18 protein-coding genes and 1 tRNA gene are annotated in these 17944 nt (G+C 71.9%); 10 read left to right on the plus strand and 9 right to left on the minus strand.

What is annotated here, in order from left to right; translation table 11 throughout:
• Positions 1 to 85: 85 nt before the first annotated feature.
• Both ASG83_RS08845 and ASG83_RS08850 read left to right on the plus strand, forming a co-directional pair.
• A tRNA-Arg gene (locus ASG83_RS08845) sits at positions 86 to 158 on the plus strand.
• Positions 159 to 270: 112 nt separating this feature from the next.
• Positions 271 to 1704 carry an aminotransferase class V-fold PLP-dependent enzyme gene (locus ASG83_RS08850; RefSeq protein WP_235460144.1) on the plus strand — a complete coding sequence of 478 codons (1434 nt, stop codon included), beginning with the start codon at positions 271 to 273 and terminating at the stop codon, positions 1702 to 1704.
• A 31-nt stretch (positions 1705 to 1735) separates the two neighbouring features.
• Here ASG83_RS08850 and ASG83_RS08855 read toward each other — a convergent pair whose 3' ends face one another.
• From ASG83_RS08855 to ASG83_RS08865, 3 genes are all read right to left on the minus strand, one after another.
• A complete protein-coding gene (locus ASG83_RS08855; protein ID WP_055860132.1) occupies positions 1736 to 2641 on the minus strand; it encodes a hypothetical protein in 906 nt (301 codons plus the stop codon).
• A 68-nt stretch (positions 2642 to 2709) separates the two neighbouring features.
• On the minus strand, positions 2710 to 3660 hold the full coding sequence (locus ASG83_RS08860) for a DMT family transporter (protein ID WP_055860135.1): 951 nt from the start codon (positions 3658 to 3660) through the stop codon (positions 2710 to 2712).
• Positions 3661 to 4668 (minus strand): aldo/keto reductase, encoded by a 1008-nt coding sequence (locus tag ASG83_RS08865; RefSeq protein WP_055860138.1) that lies wholly within the window; start codon positions 4666 to 4668, stop codon positions 3661 to 3663.
• A gap of 94 nt (positions 4669 to 4762) precedes the next feature.
• Here ASG83_RS08865 and msrA point away from each other — a divergent pair, with 94 nt between their 5' ends.
• On the plus strand, positions 4763 to 5290 hold the full coding sequence (gene msrA, locus ASG83_RS08870) for a peptide-methionine (S)-S-oxide reductase MsrA (RefSeq protein ID WP_055860140.1): 528 nt from the start codon (positions 4763 to 4765) through the stop codon (positions 5288 to 5290).
• A gap of 91 nt (positions 5291 to 5381) precedes the next feature.
• A complete protein-coding gene (locus ASG83_RS08875; protein WP_235451438.1) occupies positions 5382 to 5591 on the plus strand; it encodes a methyltransferase in 210 nt (69 codons plus the stop codon).
• 39 nt (positions 5592 to 5630) lie between these two features.
• Here the strand turns inward: ASG83_RS08875 and ASG83_RS08880 are convergent, their stop codons facing one another.
• Both ASG83_RS08880 and ASG83_RS08885 read right to left on the minus strand, forming a co-directional pair.
• Positions 5631 to 6131 (minus strand): DUF2087 domain-containing protein, encoded by a 501-nt coding sequence (locus ASG83_RS08880; protein ID WP_055860142.1) that lies wholly within the window; start codon positions 6129 to 6131, stop codon positions 5631 to 5633.
• Between the two features lie 81 nt (positions 6132 to 6212).
• Positions 6213 to 6896, minus strand: coding sequence for a DUF4386 domain-containing protein (locus ASG83_RS08885; protein WP_055860144.1), 684 nt, complete (start codon positions 6894 to 6896; stop codon positions 6213 to 6215).
• An 87-nt stretch (positions 6897 to 6983) separates the two neighbouring features.
• On the opposite strand from ASG83_RS08885, the gene ASG83_RS08890 reads away from it, so the two are divergent.
• Both ASG83_RS08890 and ASG83_RS08895 read left to right on the plus strand, forming a co-directional pair.
• The gene (locus tag ASG83_RS08890; protein ID WP_055860146.1) at positions 6984 to 7685 is read left to right on the plus strand and encodes a TetR/AcrR family transcriptional regulator C-terminal domain-containing protein; all 702 of its coding nucleotides are present in this window, start codon (positions 6984 to 6986) and stop codon (positions 7683 to 7685) included.
• A gap of 159 nt (positions 7686 to 7844) precedes the next feature.
• Complete coding sequence (locus ASG83_RS08895; RefSeq protein WP_055860149.1) at positions 7845 to 8321, plus strand: single-stranded DNA-binding protein; 477 nt, start codon at positions 7845 to 7847, stop codon at positions 8319 to 8321.
• Positions 8322 to 8391: 70 nt separating this feature from the next.
• On the opposite strand, the gene ASG83_RS08900 is transcribed toward ASG83_RS08895, so the two are convergent.
• Genes ASG83_RS08900 through ASG83_RS08915 form a run of 4 tightly spaced genes read right to left on the minus strand, consistent with a single transcriptional unit; the run spans position 8392 to position 13544 of the window.
• Positions 8392 to 9036, minus strand: coding sequence for a response regulator (locus ASG83_RS08900; protein ID WP_055860152.1), 645 nt, complete (start codon positions 9034 to 9036; stop codon positions 8392 to 8394).
• Positions 9033 to 11744 carry a PAS domain-containing protein gene (locus tag ASG83_RS08905; RefSeq protein WP_055860154.1) on the minus strand — a complete coding sequence of 904 codons (2712 nt, stop codon included), beginning with the start codon at positions 11742 to 11744 and terminating at the stop codon, positions 9033 to 9035. Before ASG83_RS08905 ends, ASG83_RS08900 begins: the two co-directional genes overlap by 4 nt.
• Positions 11734 to 12129: a response regulator gene (locus tag ASG83_RS08910; RefSeq protein ID WP_082599186.1), complete on the minus strand. Its 396-nt coding sequence runs from the start codon at positions 12127 to 12129 to the stop codon at positions 11734 to 11736. The genes ASG83_RS08905 and ASG83_RS08910 overlap by 11 nt, the downstream gene beginning before the upstream one ends.
• Positions 12130 to 12158: 29 nt before the next feature.
• Complete coding sequence (locus ASG83_RS08915; RefSeq protein ID WP_055860160.1) at positions 12159 to 13544, minus strand: hypothetical protein; 1386 nt, start codon at positions 13542 to 13544, stop codon at positions 12159 to 12161.
• Positions 13545 to 13914: 370 nt separating this feature from the next.
• On the opposite strand from ASG83_RS08915, the gene ASG83_RS08920 reads away from it, so the two are divergent.
• Genes ASG83_RS08920 through ASG83_RS08935 form a run of 4 tightly spaced genes read left to right on the plus strand, consistent with a single transcriptional unit; the run spans position 13915 to position 17929 of the window.
• Positions 13915 to 14406 carry a hypothetical protein gene (locus ASG83_RS08920; protein WP_055860170.1) on the plus strand — a complete coding sequence of 164 codons (492 nt, stop codon included), beginning with the start codon at positions 13915 to 13917 and terminating at the stop codon, positions 14404 to 14406.
• Between the two features lie 4 nt (positions 14407 to 14410).
• Positions 14411 to 16093, plus strand: coding sequence for an energy-dependent translational throttle protein EttA (gene ettA / locus ASG83_RS08925; protein WP_055860174.1), 1683 nt, complete (start codon positions 14411 to 14413; stop codon positions 16091 to 16093).
• Positions 16094 to 16151: 58 nt separating this feature from the next.
• The gene (locus ASG83_RS08930) at positions 16152 to 17468 is read left to right on the plus strand and encodes a DUF2254 domain-containing protein (RefSeq protein WP_235451478.1); all 1317 of its coding nucleotides are present in this window, start codon (positions 16152 to 16154) and stop codon (positions 17466 to 17468) included.
• Complete coding sequence (locus tag ASG83_RS08935) at positions 17465 to 17929, plus strand: thioesterase family protein (RefSeq protein ID WP_055860180.1); 465 nt, start codon at positions 17465 to 17467, stop codon at positions 17927 to 17929. The genes ASG83_RS08930 and ASG83_RS08935 overlap by 4 nt, the downstream gene beginning before the upstream one ends.
• Positions 17930 to 17944 lie beyond the last annotated feature (15 nt).

Genomic DNA, 17944 nt, shown 5'->3' on the forward strand with positions numbered 1-17944 from the left:
TTCTCCGAACGGACGAGAGGAGCGACAGCACATCATGCCACTTCGGCGCCGGTGATGGGCGCCTCCGATAGCCTGGAGGCCATCAGCCCTCGTAGCTCAATGGATAGAGCATCGGCCTTCTAATCCGGTGGTTGCAGGTTCGAGTCCTGCCGGGGGCGCGGCGTATTGTTCGCTACCGAACGGCCGCCGTTCCTCCGTAGACTCGAGGGCACCGACCGGGCAGGCCCACCAGGCCGAGCCGGTAACCCATCCACACGAAGGAGTGCGGTCGTGAGCGCGAAGCGTCCCGTCGATCTGAACGAGCTGCTGCCGCAGGTGATGACCGGCATCGACGGTCTGAAGGCGACCTACGGGAGCTGGGACCAGCATCCCTCGACCCACGCCGACCCGGAGAAGGTGCACGCCGTCCTGGGCGAGCTCATCGAGCGCCTCGACGACAACTTCCCCTACTTCCACCCGCAGTACGCGGGCCAGATGCTCAAGCCCCCGCACCCCGTCGCGACCGCCGCGTACCTCGCGACGATGCAGCTCAACCCCAACAACCACTCGATCGACGCGAGCCGCGCGACGACCGCGATGGAGCACGAGGTGCTCGACCAGCTCGCGGCGATGTTCGACTACCCGGCCGAGTACATGGGCCACCTCACCTGGAGCGGCACGACCGCGAACCTCGAGGCGCTCTGGATCAGCCGCGAGATCGCGCCGGGCAAGGCGATCGCCCATTCGGCGGATGCTCACTACACGCACTCCCGGATGGGCGAGGTGCTCGGCATCGACACCGTGGGCATCCCGACCGACGCCGCGGGCCGGATGGAGCTCGAGGCGCTCGAGCGCGAGCTCGCGACCGGGCGCATCGGCGTCGTCGTCGCGACCCTCGGCACGACGGGCCTCGGCGCGGTGGACCCGCTCGCCGACATCATCCCGCTCGCGCGGCGGTACGGCGCGCGCATCCACGTCGACACCGCCTACGGCGGGTTCTTCGCGATCATCGCCGACGAGCTCGCCCCGGAGACCGCGCGCCACTTCCGCGCGATCAAGGACGCGGACTCGGTCGTCGTCGACCCGCACAAGCACGGCCTGCAGCCCTACGGCTGCGGCGCGGTGCTGTTCAACGACCAGTCGATCCTTCGGTACTACCACCACGAGTCGCCCTACACGTACTTCGCGAGCACCGAGCGGCACTTCGGCGAGATCCAGCTGGAGTGCTCGCGCGCGGGGGCGAGCGCGGCGGCGCTGTGGGCGACGCTGCGGGTCTTCCCGCTCACGAAGGAGGGGCTCGGCGGCATCGTGCTGCCCGGCTACCGCGCGGCGCAGCAGTGGCACGCGCTCATCGAGGAGTCGGACATCCTGCAGCCGTACCAGCGGCCGGAGATCGACATCATCACCTACCTGCCGCGCGTCCGGTCGATGGCCGAGCTCGACCGCACGAGCCACGCGATCTTCGAGATGGCGGCCGACACGACGCGCCCGCAGCAGACGCACCTCGCAACCTACGTCGTGAAGCCCGAGCAGCTGCGCGCCCGCGGCATCGACCTCGAGGTCGACGCGCCGACCGGCCGCATCATGCGCAGCGTGCTCATGAAGCCCGAGCACGAGCCGCTCATCGCCGAGATGCACCACCACGTGTCGATGTGGTCGCGCCGCGCCTACGCGGCGACCCACGACGGCGCGTCCCCCGCGAGCGAGGAGGCGCCCGTCGGCTGAGCCGACGGGCGCCTCGGGGAATCGCTGAGCGCTAGTTCTCGTCCTGCGGGTCGATCCGGTCGCGGACGTTCTGCGCGGGCATGGGCGGCGGCGCGCCGTCGTCCCCCGGAGCCGACGGGCTCTCGCCGCTGCGACGCTCGACGACGAACGCCTGCGTCGGCACCGGGTCGCTCTCGCGCGCGTCGATCTCGCCGCCGGGGCTCGAGGTCGTGGTGGTGAGCCGCGGGGCGAACGGCGTCGAGACGACGAGGGGCGTTCCGGCGTTGGGGGGAGTGACGGGGGGCTCGTCGTGCGACATGGGGCCCACCGCGGTCGCCGCGTCGCTCGCCGGGGGTGCCGCGGTCGTCGAGACGACCGGTGTCACGGCGGCGGTCTCGCGCTCGGGCGTCCGCTCGGCCTCCCAGCGCGCCTGATCGGCGACGAGCTGCTGCTCGGCCGGGTCGGCCTCGTACTTCCAGCGCTCGAGGTCGGCGCCGAAGAGCTTCTTCGCCTGGCGGGGCTTCTCGCTCCACGCGATGAGGCGGTCGCGGTACTCGGCGAGGGTCTGCTGGGCCTGGAAGGAGAAGCCGGCGGAGTTCCGCTTCATGTCCTCCAGCTGGTGGGCGGCCCAGTTCGCGGCGAGCGCAGCGCCGGGCACCGGGAGCAGGCGGATGCGCGTCTCGGCCTCGCCGATGAGGTGGTCGACCTGCACGCGCTCGATCGTGCCGATCGCGTTCCAGCCGGCGGCCTTGCGGCCGGCGAGCACGAGCGCCTGCACCGCGGCGGTGAGGGCGTCGCGGTTGTACTGCGCGATCACGCGCTTGGTCGAACCGCGACCGATGAGACCGGCGATGATGCCGGAGACGATGATCGCGATCGCGGGGATGATCGTGCTCGCGGTCACGCGCCGACCCTCCGGCGAGCCGAGCCAGTCGAGGATGCCGTTAACCCATTCCATGGCCGCAGGCTACCCCTGGGGCGGTGCGGGCCTCGGGTCCGCCACACCTGCGCCGAGCATCGGACCGATCACCGCACGGTCGTGATGGGTCCCGTCGTGAGCGCGAGGTCGGCGTCGACGACCTTCCCGACGCGCGCGGTCTGGGCGAGGATGATCCCCGCGAGCACGACCGCGGCTCCGATGATCTGCACGAGGTCGAGGGTCTCGCCGAGCCAGGCCCACGCCACGGCGAAGGCGAAGATGACCTCGGAGGAGGCGACGATGCCCGCCGCCGTGGCGGGCAGGTGCCGGAGGGCGGCGAGGCTCAGCAGGAACGGGGCGAAGGTTCCGAGGATGACGTTCCACAGCAGGGGCAGCCACATCGGCACCTCGAGCGAGCCGTGCACGCCGCCGAGGTCGACGGGGGTCGCGAAGACGCCCGGGTCGAGCTCCCACCAGCCGCTCACGAACGACCAGAACACGGTCGCGATGAGCATCGTCCAGAACGACACCGCGAGCGCCGAGGTCTTCGCGACCTGCCGCTCGCCGATGAGGAAGTACAGGGCGAGGCAGACGGCGGCGGCGATCGCGAGGATCACCCCGAGCGCGTCGAGGGTGCTGGCCCAGACGCGCGCGACGACGGCGAGGCCGGCGAGCACGAGCACGATCGCGATCCACAGCCGCGTCTTCACCTGCTCCTTGAAGAAGAAGTAGGCCACGAGCGCGACCATGAGCACGGCCGTGTACTCCAGCAGCAGGGCGATGCCGACGGGCAGGCGCTGCACGGCCGCCGCGTAGGTCGCCTGCAGCAGCGCGACACCGACGATGCCGAGCACGATCATGATCGGCCACTGCCGGCGGGGGAGCCGGAAGGCGGCGCGATCGATCGCCAGCAGCACGAGGCCGGCCACGAGGGCCGTGCCCAGCAGCCGGAACTGCGTGACCTGGGCGGGGCTCAGCCCGGCCTCCATGGTGATCTTGGTGACGCTGCCGTTCGCGCCGAACAGCACCGCGGCCGCGAGGGCGAGGAGGTAGCCCACTCAGCTCCTCGAACCGGTGCCGTGCACGGCGTGGGGCTCGATCGCGGCGATCTCGTCGACCGTGAGCGCGTCGCCGTGCAGCGCGTCGAGGCTGTTGTCGAGCTGGCGCACGCTGCTCGCGCCGATGAGGGCGCTCGTCACCTGCGGGTGCCGCAGCACCCAGAGCAGCGCGAGCTGCGCGAGCGACTGTCCGCGCGCCTCGGCGATCGCGTTCAGCGCGCGGGCCCGTTCGAGGTAGGCGTCGTCGATGTTGTCCTCGCTGATCCAGCGGCCCTCCGACGCGCGCGAGCCCGCGGGCACGCCGTCGAGGTACCGGTTCGTCAGCAGTCCCTGCGCGAGCGGCGAGAAGACGATGCTGCCGATCCCGGTCTCGGCGATCGCGTCCAGCAGCCCCTCCTCCATGCGCCGGTCGAACATGTTGTAGCGCGGCTGGTGGATGAGCAGCGGCACGCCGAGCTCGCCGAGGATCCGGTGCGCCTCGCGCGTCTGCGCCGCGTCGTAGTTCGAGATGCCCGCGTAGAGCGCCTTGCCGCTCTGCACGGCGGTCGCCAGGGCGCCCATGGTCTCCTCGAGCGGCGTCTCGGGGTCGGGCCGGTGGCTGTAGAAGATGTCGACGTAGTCGAGGCGCATGCGCGTCAGGCTCTGGTCGAGCGAGCTCAGCAGGTACTTGCGCGACCCCCACTCGCCGTAGGGGCCGGGCCACATGTAGTAGCCGGCCTTCGTGGAGATGACGAGCTCGTCGCGGTAGGGCAGGAAGTCGTCGCGCAGGATGCGCCCGAAGTTCGACTCGGCGCTGCCATCCGGCGGGCCGTAGTTGTTCGCGAGGTCGAAGTGGGTCACGCCGCGGTCGAAGGCGCGGCGCAGAATGGCGCGCTGCGTCTCGATCGGCCGGTCGTCGCCGAAGTTGTTCCAGAGGCCGAGCGAGATGCGCGGCAGCCTCAGGCCGCTGCGCCCGACGCGGGCGTACTCGAGCTGCTCGTAGCGGTCGTCGGCGGCGATGTGCGGCATGCCGTCACTCTACTGGCCGGCCCGCGACCATCGAACCGATTCGATCGGGGCGGATGCTCGGCTCGCGCCCCGCACGCCCGCCTACGATGGCGGCATGCGAACCTTCCATCTCGCCGGCGGGTGCTTCTGGTGCCTCGACGCCGTCTACCGCGTCCTCGACGGCGTCCACGATGTCGTCTCCGGCTACACCGGCGGCACCGTTCCGCACCCGTCCTATGAGGCGGTCTGCACGGGCACGACGGGTCACGCCGAGGCCGTCAGGGTCGTCTTCGACCCGGAGGTGATCCCCGCCGACGTCATCCTCGACGTCTTCTTCACCCTCCACGATCCGCGTCAGCTGAACCGCCAGGGCAACGACGTCGGCACGCAGTACCGCTCGGCGATGTACTACGCCGACGAGGAGGAGAAGGCGCTCTTCGAGGCCGCGCGCGACCGCGCCGACGGCTACTGGGAGGGCGGCCTCGTCACCGAGATCACGCCGCTGGGCGAGTGGTACGACGCCGAGGACTACCACCAGGACTTCTTCGCCAAGAACCCCGGCCAGGGCTACTGCCTCGCCGTCGCGCTGCCGAAGGTCAACAAGATCCGCTCCTCCTACGCGCCGTACGTCCGAGCCTCCTGAGCGCTCGCCCGAGAGGGCTCGACACGGGGTCAGGGGAGGCGTAGCGTCGGCGGCGCACGGCGCGAGCGCGCCGCTCGGAAGGAGCTCGACGATGAGCATGACCACCGGAACGCAGACCTGGGTCGCCGCCGGCCCCGCCGGCACGGTCGGGTCGATCCACCGCGAGGGGGAGGCCTTCCTCGTCCGGGTGCGGATGGAGAGCGAGGCTCGAGGGCCGTACCCCACGCTGGAGGCCGCGAAGCGGGCGCTGCACGCGACGCTCGGGCCCGGCGCGGAGCGGCCCGACTTCCGCGAGCACTAGTCGATCGAGCGCTCCGCCCGGTCGACCGGCGGTGCCGGGTCACGCCGGGCGAGCGTACTGGGATCCGTCGCGGCGCCACTCGATCAGATCGGCGTCGACGAGGTAGCGCCGCAGGGCGGCGGGGTCCTCGAAGATCGCCGCGAGCCGCTCGGTCACCGTCGCCTCGTCAGCGAGCTCGGCGACCCCGACGGCCCGATCGGCCGCCCACGCCATCACCTCGGCGCGATCGCTCGCCCCGGACGGCCCGTGCTCGATGCGCCCGTCGCGCACGAAGCGCGCGATGCCCGTCGGGCGGTCGACCGGAGCGGCGCGCAGCAGCTCCCGGAAGACCTCGGTGCGCGCCTCGAGGCGGCCCTCGTGCTCACGCGCGAGTCCGGAGGCCGTGAGCACCCGGACGACCCGTGCGCGCTTCGTTGGCGACAGCGCGGCGAGCTGCTCGGCCGCGTCGCCGCCGGCGAGAAGCGCACCGACGATCGGTCGCGCATCGTCATCGGCGAGCGCGGCGACGATCGGTCGCCACTCTGCGGCGGGCTTCGTCATGACTTCTCCTGTCGAGCCAGCATGCCAGGGCCCTCCGCCCGGGGTCGAGCGGAGGGCCGCGGGAGCGGTCGGGCGACCGCGTCAGACGCGAGCGCCTCCCGCGGTCGCGGGGAGGGCGTCGCCGACGCCGGGGTCTGCGGTTGCGGGCGCGGGCATCCGCACGCCCCTGATCGTCAGCCAGAGACCGAGCGAGAGCTCCCAGGCCGCGATCGGCAGTGCCGTGAGGGCTCCGACGACGGAGAGCTGATCCCACGCGCCGAGCACGACGCCGAAGGAGCTCGCGAGCAGCAGCGGAGCTCCGATGAGACCGATGAGCGGGATCACGCGCGGCACGAGGCGGCCGCGCAGCATGACCGTGCCGAGCAGCGCCGCGTTGATCGAGGCCATGAAGGCAGGGCCGAGCAGGAACGCGGCGTCGTGCAGCTCGATGAGCACCGATGCGCCCTCCGAGTCGGGGCCGAGCTCGATGAGGGCCAGGAGCGCGATCGCGCCCGACAGGATCATGCCGGCCTCGACCGTGCGCGAGGCGACGAAGCCGATCGCCAGCGGCTCGCTGACGCGCCGCGCGATCGGGTGCAGGGCCACGGCGGTGCCGATGCACGTGAACGCGAGCGCGATCTCGAGCGCGGTGCCGACCGCGGCCTGCGCGAGCTGCGGCTCGCCCGCGAGGATCGGCGTCTTGAGCGCGAGGGCGGGGAAAGAGGTGGCGAAGGTCGCCAGGTAGAGGACTCCGGCCCACAGGGCGAGGCGGCGGTCGGGGGTCATGGGGGCCTTCCGGGTCTGAGGTGTACGGCGTACACCTGTCGTCTCCCGAGCATAGGCGTACGCTGTACACCGGTCAAGGAGGATGCCATGGACGGAACGTCGCGCGGACGACGGGGGAGCACCCCGGGGCGTGAACGACTCGACCGCTCCCGAGTGGTCGGGGCCGCCGTCGCGCTCGCCGACCGCGACGGCCTCGACGCGGTCAGCATGCGCCGCCTCGCCGACGAGCTCGGGGTCGTTCCCATGGCGCTCTACAAGCACGTCGCCGACAAGCGCGATCTCGTCGCCGGGATGATCGACAGCGTCGTCGCCGGCTACCCGCGGCCCGCATCCGGCGAGCCCTGGTCGTCGGCTGTCCGCACGCGCGTCCTCGGCGCGCGCGCCGCGCACCTCGCTCACCCGTGGCTCCGACCCGCGATCGAGTCGGCGACCGCTCCCAGTCCCGTCGTGCTCGCCCACATGGATGCGCTCGTCGGCGACCTCGTCTCGGGTGGGCTCTCGTACGACCTCGCGCACCACGCGATGCACGCCCTCGGGCATCGCATCTGGGGGTTCAGCCCCGAGGCCTTCTCGACCCCTGCCGCGCCGGGCGAGGGGGCCGATCCGGTCCCCGATCCCGAGCGGCTCGCGGCGCTCGCCCGAGCCTTCCCGCACATCGCAGGCGTCGCGGCCGAGCAGCAGCGGCGCCACCCGGCCGGGTGCGACGAGCAGTTCGAGTTCTCCTTCACGCTCGACCTGCTGCTGGCGGCCTTCGCCCGGCTGCACGAGGCGGGGTGGCAGTCGAGCTGACCGCTCGTCCCCAGCCGGTCACGGGCTCGACGGTCTCCACGGGGCGAGTCCGTCGGCGCTCGACCCCGCGCTCCGGCAGGCATTCTCGCTGCGGGCGCCGGCGCTCTCCGGCACGAACCGCCGGCGCCCACCCGACATCGAAGACGTCAGGAGGACGCCATGACCGACACCATCACCCTCACGGGGCTCGTCGCCACGACCCCGCGCCACATCGTCACGAGCGAGGGTCTCGCGATCACCTCGTTCCGGCTCGCGAGCAATCAGCGCCGGTTCGATCGCGCCCAGAACGCGTGGGTGGACGGCGACACGAACTGGTACACCATCACGAGCTTCCGCCAGCTCGGCGCCCACGTCGCGAGCTCGGTGCACAAGGGCGAGCGCGTCATCGTCTCGGGCCGGGTGCGCATCCGCGACTGGACGAGCGGCGAGAGGAACGGCACCACGATCGAGATCGACGCCGAGGCCGTGGGCCACGACCTCACGTGGGGCCGCTCGAGCTTCACGCGGAGCGTGATCGTCGGTCGCGGCCGCGACGACGCGGCGACGGATGCTCCGCCGGAGCAGCCCGAGCCCGTCGAGGTGCCCGACGACGCCTCGTCGCTCGAGCCGCGCGAACCGGCGGACGCGCCCTTCTGACGAGGGAACCGCCCCGCGGCACCCCGCGGCCCGACGGAGCGCTCCGGCGCCCCGCGGGTCGCGCGGCCGCTCAGCGGACGCGGATGCCGCCGCGCTGCCAGAGGGTGACCGCGGCGACGCGCGGGTTGGCGTTCTCGCTCGTGTCGAGGCCGAGAGCCGTGAACAGGCGCGCGAGCATCGTCTCGACCGCCCGCACCGTCGTACCGCGGTGCTCGGCGAGAGCGCGCGTCGAGGCGCCCTCCGCGAGGAGCCGGAGCACATCGGCCTGCGCGGCCGTGACCACCGGCACGTCGTCGTCGCCGACCGGCACCCCGTCGTCGAGCTGCCCGCTGATCGACCGGTGGACGGCATCGATGAGGTCGTCGATCGCGCCGAGCCGCGACTTGACGAGGTAGATGACCCCGGAGGGGATGCGGTCGGGATTCGGCACCGCGAGCTCGGGCGAGCGGTGCGAGGTCAGCACGACGAGCCCGATCCACGGGTAGTCGGCGGCGACCGCGCTCAGCAGGTCGGCGCCCGACTCCGACGACCCGAAGTTCAGGTCGGTGATGAGCGCGTGCGGGTCGGTCTCTCCGACGGCCGCGAGCGCCTCGGCGGCGGAGGACGCGGTCGTCACGTCGAAGCCCCGAGCGCCGAGACCGCCGGAGACGAGGGACACCGTGAAGGCGTCGTCATCGGCCACGACGACGCGCAGCGACTTGCTCTCGGTGGTCACGTCGGCACCTCGTCGATCTCGGGGAAGGCTCGATCCCGGTCATCGTCGCTCCGTCCGGCGGCGTCGTCAAGCACATCGCGGAGCGTCGTCAGAAGCAGGCTCGTCGTGTAGGGCTTGGGCAGGAACGCTGCCACGCCCATACCCGCGCTGCGCGCGGCGCCGCCGGCCGAGGTCAGCCCGCTCGCGGCGATCACCGGGATCCGCGGGTGATGCTCCTCGAGGTACGCCGTCGTCGCGGCGCCGTCCATGACCGGCATCATCATGTCGGTCAGCACGAGATCCACTCGGGCGCCCGGCGCCTCCAGCAGGTCGATCGCGACGCGCCCGTTCTCCGCCGTGCGCGTGCGATACCCGTAGCTCTCGAGGGTCCGCGAGGTGATCAGCCGGATGGTCGGATCGTCGTCGACAATGAGGACGAACTCGCCGCGCCCGCGCGGGAGGGTCCGAGCGGGCAGGGCGCTGTCGCGCTCGAGCGTCGGCTCGCCCGTGATCACGGGCAGGATGACCGAGAAGCGCGTTCCCCGATCCGGCTCGCTGTAGACCTGCATGGTGCCGCCGTGGCTGCGCACGATCGCGAGGGAGCTGGCGAGGCCGAGACCGGTGCCCTTGCCGACCGACTTCGTCGTGTAGAACGGCTCGAAGATCTTCTCGGCGACCTCCGCGGGCATCCCGTGCCCGGTATCGACGACGTCGATGACGACGTGCTGCCCCGGCGTCATGCGGAACGCCTCGGACGAGAAGCCGTCCTCGAGAACCAGGCGCGTCGCGGTGACGCGGAGCTCGCCGCCGTCGGGCATCGCGTCGCGCGCGTTCGTCACGAGGTTCATGAGCACCTGGATGAGCTGCGTCTCGTCGCCGAAGGTGTCGGGCACGTCGTCGTCGATCTCGATGCTGAAGCGGATTCCGCGGGGCAGCGCGTCGTGCGCGAAGCGATCGAGCTCCTCCATGAGCGAGGAGATCGAGACCCGCTCCCGACGGCCCTCGACCCCGCGCGCGAAGGCGAGCACCTGCCGGATCATGTCCGCCCCGCGCTTGGCGGCCGACTCCATCGTCGAGAGCAGCTCGCGCCGCCCGTCATCGGTCTCCGAGTTCTCCAGGAGCTGGATCGACATGAGGATGGGCGTGAGGACGTTGTTGAGGTCGTGGGCGATCCCGCCGGCGAAGGTTCCCAGACTCTCCATCCGCTTCGCTCGCGTCCGCAGATTCTCCTCGCGACGCCACTGCGTCACGTCGCTGCTGACGGTGAAGATGCGGTCGGGGACCCCGTCGTCGCCCGGGAGGAGCTGCCAGCGGCAGTCGATGACGAGGGCGCGGCCGTCGAGCGTCGTGCAGGGGATCTCCTCCGCCCAGTACCCGTCCCGGAGGGTGGCGGCGAGCGCCTCATCGGCGATCGCATCCTCCACGCGCACGAGACCGCGGATCGACCGGCCGATCGCCTGGTCGGCGGAGACGCCGTAGAGCTCGGCCGCGGCGCGGTTCCAGTAGTGCACGACCCCGTCGATCCCGCGAACCACGATGGCGTCGCGCGACGCGTCGATGAGCTCCGCCTGATCGGCGATGCGCCGCTGGGCCTGCGCCATCTGGCGACGGGTGCGCTCGTCCTCCGTGACGTCGCGGATGTACAGGGCGACTCCGGTCGCGGTCGGGTAGGCGGTGACGTCGAACCACTGATCCGCATCGCCCGCGGTGCGCACCGTCGTCCGCAGCTGCTCGCGCACCGCGCGCTGGTAGGCCACCTCGAGCTCGGTGTCCTCGAGCTCGGGGAAGGCCTCCCAGAGGCTGCGGCCCTCGAGCTCCGCGAACTGCTTCCCGATCAGATGCAGGGCCTCGTCGTTGACGAACGAGATGCGCCAGGCCTCGTCGAGGAACATCAGACCGTCGCCGAGCGAGTTGAGGGTCAGGTCCAGACGCTGCTGCAGGAGGGCTTCGCGCTCGCGGGCCGCGGTCGTCTCCGTGATGTCCCAGATCGCCCCGTGGAGCGAGGAGAAGGGCGGGCGGCCCTCGGGCTCCGCCGGTTCTCCGAGGACGCGGATGATCCGCGCGCGGCCGTCCGGCGTCGAGATCGGAAGCTCGAGATCGAGCAGGGTGCCGTCATCGAAGCATCGGGTCACGGCGAGCGAGATCGCCTCCGCGCTCTCCGGAGCGAATGTCTCGATCGCATCGGCGAGCGAGACGGTCGGGTGGCCCTCGAAGCCGAGGATGCGCTGCGACTGGGCGGTGAGCCCCAGCATCGCCGTGTCGCGACGCAGGGACCAGCCGCCGAAGGAGGCGAGGCCGCCGGCGATGCGGAGAAGCTCGTCCGCCTCGCGCTGCGTGCGCTCTCGCTCCTCCTGCTCGTCGATCGAGAAGGCGTACTGCAGCACGGCGACGACCCTGTGGCCGGCCCGGACGGGGCTGTACGTCACCTCCGCGCGGGCGCTGCCGTCCCCGGCGCGTCCCGCTGTCCGGAAGCGGACGGTCCGGCCGGCGAGCGCCTCGGCGAAGCGCTCGGCGATGAGCTCGCGGTCCGCCTCGGCCGCCCAGGCGGTGAAGTGGGTGCCGACGACGTGCTCGCGGGTGAGCGGGCTGCGCACGGCGAGGGCCGCGGTCGCCCCGGCGATCGTGCCGTCCGCGGCGACGAGGAGGATCGGGTCGGGAAACCCCTCGGCGAGCGTCTCGAGCGCGCGCGCGAGCTCGCCGACGCGCGGGTCCAGGTTCTCAGCCGTCATGTCGCGCCGGCGGATCGGGGTGCTCGGCGAGCAGCGACTGGACGATGCGGGTGAAGTCGGCGAGCTCGATGGGTTTCCGCGCGAATCCGTCGACGCGGTCGAGCCCGGCGGGGGCATCCTCGCCGCTCAGAAGCAGGACGCGCGGCCGGTGGGGGCGCGCGGCGAGGGCGTCGAGGCTCTCGTCGACGGGGCCGCCCGGCATATTCAGATCGAGGATGACCAGGTCGACGGCCCGATCGGGGTCGAAGCGGACGACCTCGCCGGTCGTCCGGGCCTCGACCACGCTCGCCCCCATGCCCGCGAGCGCCATTCGCAGCACCGTCCGCACCAACGGGTCATCGTCGGCGACCAGGACTGTGGCGGGGGAACCACCCAGGGGGGCCATGCCCTCAGTGTATGGCGGGGCCCTCTCGCCTAGGTCCCTCCATTCGGGGGGACACCCTCGGCCAGCAGGGACAGATCGCGGGATGCCGCGGCGAGATGGTCGAGCACCTGCTCGGTGATGGTCGCGAGGGAGCCCGGCGCCGCGTCGCCGTCGGAGAAGAACGTCAGCGCCATCACGCACGCGGCGATGCGGCCCTGGACGGGTCCGTGCATGAGCTCGCTCAGCCGGTGTCGCTCGCGCTCGAGATCCGCCTCGCGCTGCTCCTCCGAATGGAGGAGCGAGTCGCGGAGGTCGTCGAGAGCCCGCTCCTCCTCCGCGTTGGCGCGAGCGAGGACGAGGGAGGCGATCACGGTCGTGGACGACGTGATGATCCCGAAGACGATGAGCGGCAGGGTCGTCACTCCGTGCCAGGTGATGTCGTCCACGCCGCTGTCGAGCATCGCCCAGGCGGAGACGAGGATCGCGGCCCCGACCGCCGCGAACGTCACGGTCGACGCGCGCGCTTGACGCCGGACCAGCGGCGCCTGGCAGAAGCGGAGGGTGACTCCGAGGGCGAGAGCGCCCAGCGCGACGGCCAGGACGATCTCCCGCGCGGCCGGCGCCCCGAAGATCCGCGTGCCATCGGGAAGCGCCACCGCGAGGGTCTGCAGCGCGACGACGCCGGCGGTGAGCCACGGTCGGGCGAGGGGGACGTCGAACGCCTCCCTGAGCGATGCCCGGCGGGTCGGGGCGTCGGTGGCGCGCGGTGCGGGGCTCGCCGAGTCGACGAGGTTGGCCGTCTCGTCGTGCAGGGCGGACAGGCGCATGCTGATCTCCACGAAGGCGGCGCGGTCGAGATCCTGCCGCACGGCGACGAGCCGCGCGAGGAGGTCGTCGAGCACCGGCGCGACCGAGCGCCGGACGGTCCGCGCGAGCCGGGCCCGGATCTCCTCGCCCGATTCCTCCGCGCGGGCGTTCGCCTCCGCGAGCGCCCCCTGCGCGGCCTCGAGCTCGCCGATCAGGACGCGCCGCCGATCGATCTGGGCCATTCCGTACACGATCGAGGGCCCCCAGGCGCCCGTCATGATGATCCAGGACACGGCGCGGAAGAGGAAGTCTCCCGGAACGCCGGCGACGACCTCTGCGAGGGCGCTGCCGACGGTCGCGCGGACGACGCAGGTGAGCAGCCAGAGGGCGGCGACCACGGTCAGCGGGAGGGTCGGGTGCCGGCGCCTCGCGAGATACCCGCCGCCCACGAGGATCACGCCCGTGAGGAGGTGCTCCAGGACGGCCGCGAGGAGCGGCCACCACCACTGCGGGTAGTCGGTCGCGGACTCTCTGATCAGCACGATCGCGGCCGTGCCGGGGAAGAACGCGAGCCAGAGCATCCAGTGGGTCGACCACGGGCCGCCGAGAATCTGCCGCAGCGTCACCACGTCTCCGATTCGTCGGGAACTCACCGCAGGGGGCACAGGGCCAATCCTGCACCAGTTGCGGAAATGAGAAGCGGCCGCCCCAGCTCAACCCGAATGAGCCGGGGACGGCCGCAGTGTCTCTCGGCGCTCTCACCCGACCCGAACGGGCGAAAGAACCGGTTGCGGTAGGCGGCCCCCCGGGAGTCCCCCGACTCCCAACCGCTGTCCTTGCATTGATAGTGCTCCGCCTCCGCGCCGGGCGCAAACATGCCGGGCGCGCTGTGTTCGGATTCCGAACGCGACGCCGGATCGCCCGACCGAGCCCCCGGGAGCCGAGCGCCCGTAGACTCGTCGCGGTCGGCCTCCCTGGCCGCCGGAAGGGGCGGTCGGGATGCGGTCGAGCGCGAGGCGGGCATCCGCCGTCATCGCCGCCGCGGCCGCGATCGCGGCTCTTCTCGCCGGCTGCGCTCCGTCGCCCGGCCCCTCCGGCGCACCGACCTCGCCGCCCGCGAGCACGCCCCCCGCGCCGACCGAGCCCGCGCCGACCGCGTCGCCCGAGCCGACGTTCGACCCCGCGGGTGACGCGGAGGCGAACCGTCCCCTCGTCGAGCGCTCGCTCGCGCCTCTGGTCTCGGCGGGCGGGATCCCCGCGGGCCGCAGCGTGGTCGACGCGCTCACCGCGGCCGGCATCCCGCTCGAGGCGCTGCAGATCACCGCGGACCGCACCTCGATCGGTCTGCCGGTCGACTCGCTGCTGTTCTCCGTCCGCTCGGGCGAGTCGTGCGTGCTCGGGCAGTTCGACGGCGACGGCTTCATGACGACGACGGCCCCGGTGCTGGCCTCCGGCGCGTGCCTGGTGGGGGCGACGGCCTCTCTAGACTGAGGGCATGGCCGAATTCATCTACTCCATGGTCCGCGCCCGCAAGGCGGTCGGCGACAAGCTCATCCTCGATGACGTCACGATGTCGTTCTTCCCCGGCGCCAAGATCGGCATGGTCGGCCCCAACGGCGCGGGCAAGTCGACGATCCTGAAGATCATGGCCGGCCTCGACCAGCCCTCCAACGGCGAGGCGCGCCTGAGCCCCGGCTACTCGGTGGGCATCCTCATGCAGGAGCCCGAGCTCGACGAGTCGAAGACCGTGCTGGAGAACGTCCAGGACGGCGTGCGCGAGCTGCACGACAAGATCACGCGCTTCAACGAGATCTCCGCGGCGATGGCCGACCCCGACGCCGACTTCGACGCGCTGCTGGCCGAGATGGGCGCCCTGCAGGAGGACATCGACGCCGCCAACGGGTGGGATCTGGACTCGCAGCTCGAGCAGGCGATGGACGCCCTGCGCTGCCCGCCGGGCGACGAGAAGATCACGCACCTCTCCGGAGGCGAGAAGCGCCGCGTCGCGCTCTGCAAGCTCCTGCTCGAGAAGCCCGACCTGCTCCTGCTCGACGAGCCCACCAACCACCTCGACGCCGAGAGCGTGCTCTGGCTCGAGCAGCACCTGCAGAAGTACCCGGGCGCCGTCATCGCGATCACGCACGACCGGTACTTCCTCGACCACGTCGCCCAGTGGATCGCCGAGGTCGATCGCGGCCGGCTCTACCCGTACGAGGGCAACTACTCGACCTACCTCGAGAAGAAGGCCGCCCGTCTGCAGGTCCAGGGCAAGAAGGATGCCAAGCTCGCCAAGCGCCTCGAGAGCGAGCTGGAGTGGGTGCGCAGCAACGCCAAGGGCCGCCAGGCCAAGTCGAAGGCGCGACTCGCGCGCTACGAGGAGATGGCGGCGGAGGCGGAGAAGACGCGGAAGCTCGACTTCGAGGAGATCGTCATCCCCGTCGGCCCGCGCCTCGGCGCGCAGGTCATCGAGGCCTCGAAGCTCACCAAGGGGTTCGGCGACCGCGTGCTCATCGACGGGCTGTCGTTCACGCTGCCCCGCAACGGCATCGTGGGCATCATCGGACCGAACGGCGTCGGCAAGACGACGCTCTTCAAGACCATCGTCGGCCTCGAGCCGCTCGACGGCGGCACGCTCAAGATCGGCGACACGGTCGACATCTCGTACGTCGACCAGAGCCGCGGCGGCATCGACCCGAACAAGACGCTGTGGGAGGTCGTGAGCGACGGCCTGGACTACATCCAGGTCGGCAAGACCGAGATCCCGTCGCGGGCCTACGTCTCGCAGTTCGGCTTCAAGGGCCCCGACCAGCAGAAGAAGGCCGGCGTGCTCTCGGGCGGTGAGCGCAACCGACTGAATCTCGCGCTCACCCTCAAGCAGGGCGGAAACCTCCTCCTGCTCGACGAGCCGACGAACGACCTCGACGTCGAGACCCTCGGCAGCCTCGAGAACGCGCTGCTGGAGTTCCCCGGCTGCGCCGTGGTCATCACGCACGACCGGTGGTTCCTCGACCGCATCGCCACGCACATCCTCGCCTGGGAGGGCACGGACGAGAACCCGAGCTACTGGCACTGGTTCGAGGGCAACTTCGAGGCGTACGAGGCGAACAAGATCGAGCGCCTCGGCCCGGATGCGGCGAAGCCGCACCGCTCGACCTACCGCAAGCTGACGCGCGACTGAGCACGGCGCCGCGGCGAACGGCCCGCCCGGGCCGAGAACGGAGCGACTCGTGAACGGCATGCGCTACCGGCTCCGGCGAGTCCTCGACTCGTTCTGGTTCGTCCCCGGGCTCGGGCTGCTGCTCGCGCTCGTCGTCGCCGAGGCGCTCGTCGCCGTCGAGCCCGTGCTCCCCGTCGCGATCGACGAGATCCTTCCGGCCGTCGGACCCGACGGCAGCCGCGGGCTGCTCAGCGCCATCGCGACATCGATGCTCGCCGCCGCCGCGACGACGTTCTCGATCACGATCGCGGTGCTGACGCTGACCTCATCGGCCTACGGCCCGCGCCTCGTGCGCAGCCTCATGGCCGACCGGGGGAATCAGGTCGTGCTCGCCCTGCTCGTCTCGACCTCGCTCTTCGCGATGCTCGTCGTGCGCCACGTCCGCGCCGGCGCCGACTCCGAGTTCGTGCCCCACCTCGCCGTCAACGTCGCGATCGTGCTCGCCGTGGCCTCGATCGTCGCCCTCGTGTACTTCATCCACCACATCAGCGCGAGCATCCAGATCTCCCGGCTCGCGAGCGGAGTGCGCGCTCAGCTCGTCGCCCTCCTCGACGACCTCTACCCCGAGAGGGGGGCGGCGGGGCGCGCGCCGGCGGCGCAGTGGGCGACGATCGAGGGCGGCGCGGAGGTCCGCGCCCGCGCGAGCGGCTACGTCGCGAGCATCGACCACGCGCACCTCGTGTCGAAGGCGTGCGCCGCGGGGGCGCGCGTGGAGCTGCGCGTGCGACCCGGCACTCTCGTGTGCGCCGGGGATCCGATCGCGCGCGTGTCGAGCTCGACCGCGCCCTCCACCGGCCCGCAGGAGGCCGCGCGCCTGAAGACCGCCGTGCTCGCGGCGATCTCGATCGATGACGAGCGGACGCCCGTGCAGGACGCCGAGCATCTCGTCCGCCAGCTCGTCGATGTGGCGGCTCGAGCGCTGAGCCCCGGAGTGAACGACCCCATCACCGCGCTCACGGCGATCGACGCGCTCACGATCGCCCTGGCGAGCGCGGCGGGGCGACCCGACCCGAGCCGCGTCCTCCTCGACGACGCGGGCGCACCGCGCCTGCTCGTCGCTCCGCGGGAGCTCTCCGCCCTCGCCGTCGACGCCGTCGACATCATCCGCCAGTACGTCGGGGATCAGCCGCTCGTCGCCCACCGGCTGCTCGACCTGCTCGAGCGGCTCATCGCGCGGGAGGGGGCGTCCGGGGGAGTCGCCGCCGCTCGCACCGCCGCGTATCGGGACGCGGGCGACCGCGTCGCGCGATCCGCGATCGGACCGGGCACGCTTGCGGAGGACGCCGCGGCCCTCGAGCGGCGGCGCGCCACCATCGTGCAGGGAGGAGCCTCATGACCCGCATCCACGTTCCCATCTCGCTGCGCTGGAGCGACCTCGACGCCTACGGGCACGTCAACAACGCCCGCATGCTCACGCTGCTCGAGGAGGCCCGCATCGAGGTGTTCTGGCGCGGCCGGGGGGAGACGGCGACCCCGCTGCCCGAGCTGCACATCGACGAGGGCGCGCAGAGCCTCATCGCGCGGCAGGAGGTCGAGTACCTCGCGCCGATCCCGCACCTGCGCGATCCGCTCGACATCCAGCTCTGGATCGGGGCGCTCGGGGGCGCGAGCCTCGACATCTGCTACGAGGTCCGATCGCCCGAGGGGGCCGAGCCGCAGGTGGTGTTCGCCCGTGCGCTGTCGACCCTCGTGCTCGTCGACGAGGGATCGGGTCGGCCGCGCCGCATCAGCGACCGCGAGCGCGCGCTGTGGTCGCCGTACATCGAGGAGACCGTGGCCTTCCGTCGCCGGAGCTGAAGCCGAGGCGGCCGC

It is taken from the genome of Yonghaparkia sp. Soil809, assembly GCF_001429705.1.
In the GTDB taxonomy this organism is placed as follows: domain Bacteria; phylum Actinomycetota; class Actinomycetes; order Actinomycetales; family Microbacteriaceae; genus Microcella.